Annotated in this window: 4 protein-coding genes; 2 read left to right on the forward strand and 2 right to left on the reverse strand. The window is 67.0% G+C overall.

Going from position 1 to position 4,702, the window contains the following annotated elements:
* Positions 1-572: 572 nt before the first annotated feature.
* Positions 573-785, reverse strand: coding sequence for a hypothetical protein (locus ACFU95_RS50725; protein ID WP_383844659.1), 213 nt, complete (start codon positions 783-785; stop codon positions 573-575).
* Between the two features lie 573 nt (positions 786-1,358).
* Between ACFU95_RS50725 and ACFU95_RS50730 the strand changes: the two genes are divergently transcribed.
* Entirely contained in the window at positions 1,359-2,798 is a 1,440-nt protein-coding gene (locus ACFU95_RS50730) for an alpha/beta hydrolase (protein WP_383844662.1), read from the forward strand.
* A 128-nt stretch (positions 2,799-2,926) separates the two neighbouring features.
* On the opposite strand, the gene ACFU95_RS50735 is transcribed toward ACFU95_RS50730, so the two are convergent.
* Complete coding sequence (locus tag ACFU95_RS50735) at positions 2,927-3,511, reverse strand: TetR/AcrR family transcriptional regulator (RefSeq protein ID WP_383844665.1); 585 nt, start codon at positions 3,509-3,511, stop codon at positions 2,927-2,929.
* 116 nt (positions 3,512-3,627) lie between these two features.
* Here ACFU95_RS50735 and ACFU95_RS50740 point away from each other — a divergent pair, with 116 nt between their 5' ends.
* The gene (locus ACFU95_RS50740; RefSeq protein ID WP_383844668.1) at positions 3,628-4,236 is read left to right on the forward strand and encodes a hypothetical protein; all 609 of its coding nucleotides are present in this window, start codon (positions 3,628-3,630) and stop codon (positions 4,234-4,236) included.
* The last annotated feature ends 466 nt before the right edge of the window (positions 4,237-4,702 follow it).

Raw genomic sequence — 4,702 nt, forward strand, 5'->3', positions numbered from 1 at the left:
GCAGGTCACCGCCGCTACCACCGCACCGGAGGGCCGCCGCCTGTTCGGTGAGGTGCGCCTGGTCAACGACCGCGGGACGACCGTGGGCAAGGGCACCGTGAACATCGAGAAGGTCACGAACTAAGCGGTGTTGTCCGGCACGTCGGTGGCGGGCGTCACCACCTGAGCCACCTTGCACGGGGCGAGGGCCCCTGGGGATCGGGAATGGATCGGGAGATCCGCGACCGGTCCTCTGGGGCCCTCGCTGTTCCCTCGCAAGGTTCCCGTCGCCCCAAGCGGCGGTCGCGGTCAACTGGTATGCCGTCGAGGGAGATTGACTCGCCGAGGAGGCCCCTGTCTTCCGGTGCCATGAGCGCGTGCCGAGCAAAGAGGACATCTGTCCCTATGCGTTCCTTGATCGCATCCGCGAGAATCTGATCTAGGTCATTTTGCTCTGTCATGGAGCGGATGACGGACTTTCTCATTCGTACATGAAGGAGCGACAGCAGCATGGCTATTACCCGAGGGAAGACGGTAGCCGTAGGGGCACTGGCTGGGCTCGCCCTGGGCGGTCTGATTCTGCCGGTACAGGCTCAGGCCGCAACCTCAAGTGTGACTGTGGCGATCTGCAACAACGGCGGCCGCACGCTGGAGGCGGTCAAGGTCACCGGCGTACGCGCGGACGGAAGCACCACTTCTAGTTGGATCGGGGCTTCTTCCAATAACTGCACGTTGCCTTCGGCAAGGTGGCGGACCGGCCAGACGTTGAAGTTCGAGCTGTCCTGGAAGGGATACACGAGCACCACGCCGGAATCGTGCTCCCTCGCATCCAACCTGGCGGACGGTTCGGCGAGGACGTGCAACTACTACTACTGACGTCCGTCGCCGTCGCAGGGATTCGGCCTCCTGCATCGTCTCTGAGCAAGTGAGGCCGTAGAGGTCAAGCGGTCGGCAGGGGCTGTTGGACATTCTGTGGAGCCCGGCTGTGATGTATGCGCACCACCGCGACGCGGGTGGCTGACCAGCATGCTGCGCCGGGCTTCGCGTGTGCAGGTGACACCGAGCAAAAGGATGAGGGGCCCGGCCTGGTGAAGTGGCGTCATCCAGCCGGAATTTGCAGTGGGCTGTTCCTGTTTCCGCCCAAACCGTCCCTGGCCGTTCCTCGACATCCGCCTATATTCGCCAAGTGCGGAACGCAATCATGGGGAAGGCGCGATCTCGCCCGCTCTTTCGGTTGCGAGGTGACGGCTCATGGAGCGTTCCGGTCTTGTATTGAGACAGGAATTGAAGAAGTGAAAGACCTTCCTGGCCGTATGGTCGCCGGGTGGAGAGCGACAGCCGCTACGGTGGCAGGCGCGCTGATTCTGTGGGGCGCCGGCGTGGCACCGGTAGCCGCGGCCACGGAGACGGCCCCGCCGGGCGGTGTGCCCGGGGTGCGGCTGCCGGAGCTGAAGTGGACCGACTGCGGCGGAGGATTCGACTGCGCGACGGCCGAGGTGCCGCTCGACTACCGGCACCCGGACGGTGCCACGATCTCCCTCGGGCTCAGCCGCAAGACCGCGTCCGACCCGGCTCACAAGATCGGGACGCTCTTCCTCAACCAGGGCGGACCCGGCGGCTCTTCCGGTGGTCTCCTCTACTACATGGGCACCGATGGCCCCGCGGAGATCCGCAGCCGGTACGACCTCGTCATCGTCGACCCCCGTGGGGGCGGCCGGAGCGCGCCGGTGCAGTGCCAGACCACGAGGGAGTGGACGGACTCCTGGGAGACGGCGACCGCACGTCCCACGCAGGGCGGCTTCGACCGTGCCGTAGCTCTGGGGCGGCAGTTCAACGACGCGTGCCGACGCCACTCCGGCGACCTGCTGCCGTACATCGGGACGGAGTACTCGGCGCGGGACTTGGACGTGATCCGGGCCGCACTTGGCGAGAGGAAGTTCAACTGGTACGGCCTCTCCTACGGCACTTACCTCGGCACCGTGTACGCCAGCCTCTTCCCCGAGAGAGTGGGCGTGATGGCGCTGGACGGCGCCTACGACCCGAATGCCTACGCCAACGATCCCTACCGGTACGACCGCGGGCAGTACCTGGCCGTCGACGCCGCGCTCGGGCGTTTCTTCGACTGGTGCAAGCGCACTCCGGATGCCTGCTCGTTCGGCGACGACGACCCACGACAGGCCTACCTGGACCTGCAAGCCGCGCTCGACGCCGAACCGATCAGGGACGCGGACGGCCGACTGGTCGCCAACGGTGCCTGGTTGACCATGATGGTGACTTACGCCCTCGGAAGCGGCGACGACTACTGGCCGACCCTGGCCCAGCAACTGGTCGATGCGCAGCACCGAACCGGGGACCTTTTGTCCGGCATGGAGGGCGAGGCCCAATTCCAGACCGAGAACGCCGCCATCGAATGCGCGGACCGGGCATTTCCGCGCAGCTTGAACCTGCTCCACGACGTTCTGCGGAGTGAGACGGCCGAGGCGCCGCTGAACGGCCCGGCCCTCGCCTACGGACCGCCGAACTACGACCAGGGCCACGCCACCGCCTGCACCCAGTGGCCGGTGAAGCGGTTGTCCCGCTACAGCGGGCCCTTCGACGCGAAAGGCTCGGCCCCGATCCTTGTCGTGGGTAACACCGGCGACCCCGACACCCCGTACCAAGACGCCGTGACACTCTCCCGGACCCTCGACAACGCGCACCTGCTCACCGTGCGGGGCGAGGGCCACACAGGCACCGGAAGCGAGTGCGCCTGGAACGCGACCATGGACTACCTGGCCACGGGCACGCTGCCCCGGCAGACGGAGTGCCCGGGGCACTGACGGACTGACCAGAGAGCTGCCCGGCGCCGCTCTTGGTCGCCGTCTCGACCTACCGAACCCAAGTTCTGTGCCTGCGCGACAAGTTGGGCACTCGGAGCCTTCGAGACGCGGCACGCCGACGTTTCCTGTCAGGTGCCGGGTTGCCAGGGGGCAAGTGTGGCATCGACCGCGTCGACCACCGTGTCCCTGTCAAGGTGAGCGCCGAGCATGAACCGTTGGAACAGCAGCGGGCCGAGGATGTGTGAGATGAGTTCGCGGGCGTGTTTTTCTGTGCCGGGGCGTAGTTCACCGCGTGCGACGGCGGTGGTGAGTGCGTCGGCGAAGCGCTCGTCGGCGCGACCGAACATCTCTTCGCGGATCCCTCGTATGCCGTCGTCGCGTTCGGCTCGTTCGATGACAGTGGCGATGACGGATGCGGAGACCGGTTGGTTGAGCCAGTGGGCCTGCTGCTGCAGCTGGGTGACCAGTTGGTCGCGGAGTGGGCCGTCGTCGAGGGTGAGCAGAGGGTGAGCGCCGATGGCCAGGGTGTCGAGGAGTAGCGACGGGATGTCGGGCCAGTGTCGGTAGACGGTGGCGCGGCCCACGCCGGCCCGTTCGGCGACGGCGGCGTGGGTGACGCGTTCCGGACCTCCTTCGGTGAGGAGTTCGGTGGCAGCGGTCAGCGCGGCAGCGCGGCTGCGTAGGGCGCGGGGGTCGTTGCTGGCCCGGGGCATGGGGGAACCTCCTTGGTGAACCCATGTGTGAGACAGCTTGACTCACAATGGTCCTTCGATACATACTGTCTCACAGATGAAGTGCAACAGCATCCCCTTCCCCGAGGAGGTCCTCCATGTCCGTGACCACGCACGAGAACGCCATCGCCCTGCGCTTTGCCGACCGGGCCACCGCCTACCAGGCGCTCAGCGATCTGAAGCGCATCGCCTCCCCCGCCGCTGAAGTCCGAGGTGCGATCCTGATCGAGCGCCTGGAGGACGGCACGGTCCGTGTTCCAGAGGGCCTGGAGACCGAGGCCGGCCGCAACACGGCGGTCGGCGGGCTGGTCGGCTCGCTGGTCGGCATTATCGGCGGCCCCCTGGGGGTGCTGATGGGATGGGGCATAGGCGCGGTGATCGGCGGAGGCTACGACTATAAGCGGGTCGCCGAGGCCACGGGCACGATCGGTGCCTTTACTCCGCACGTTCCGCCCAACGGCACGGCGATCCTGGCCGAAGTGAAGGAGGCCGACCCTCAGGTGCTGGACCTGCTGGCCATGCGTTATGACGCCACCTTGGAGCGCCGCCCGGTCGACGACGTGCGCACCGAGTTGAAGGCCATGGAGGAGGCCGCCGAGCGGATCCGAAAGGACGAGGCGAAGGACAAGCGCAACCGCAAGCGCGCCGAGGCCGAGCAGAAGGTCAAGAGCAGCGTGGCGACGCTCAAGCAGAAGATCACCGGTTAGCCGCTGCGCGCACCAAGGACGCGGGGCAGTGACCGCATTGGTCAGTTCCCCCTCTGCCCCGCATGGTCAGGGCGGGCCCATGTGGGCCCGTCCTGACCGCTGTCCCCCGCTGGGCGAGGATTGTTCAGCCGGACGTCGACGTGTGTCGACGGCTCAACCGGTTACGAGCGTGGATTCACCTGCGGTGGGACGTGGAGCGCTGGACCGACGAAGCGTGCGAGTGGCAGAGACTCTGCCCGCGGCAGGGGCGCCGCCCTCCAGGGGCGCACTCGCGGTGCTGCCCTACACTCGCGTGCCGCTGCCGAAGGGCGCCTTGGCGGGCTAGCATTTAAGGGCTGTCCCGTAAACGATCTTTGGCGCAGCCTGGGCGTGGGTGGTCGGCGTGCGCGCTGTTCGGCTACCTGACGAGGGTGAGGTTGTGCAGTCGGGCGATGCCGAGCATGGCGTGGTGCACGCCGTCGCCTTT

The organism is Streptomyces sp. NPDC057623 (assembly GCF_042800355.1).
Classification (GTDB): domain Bacteria; phylum Actinomycetota; class Actinomycetes; order Streptomycetales; family Streptomycetaceae; genus Streptomyces.

Bases quoted from the DNA above. Each gene is read 5' to 3' on its own strand.
- ACFU95_RS50735 (WP_383844665.1), bottom strand. From the start codon at position 3,511: ATGCCCCGGGCCAGCAACGACCCCCGCGCCCTACGCAGCCGCGCTGCC.
- ACFU95_RS50740 (WP_383844668.1), top strand. From the start codon at position 3,628: ATGTCCGTGACCACGCACGAGAACGCCATCGCCCTGCGCTTTGCCGAC.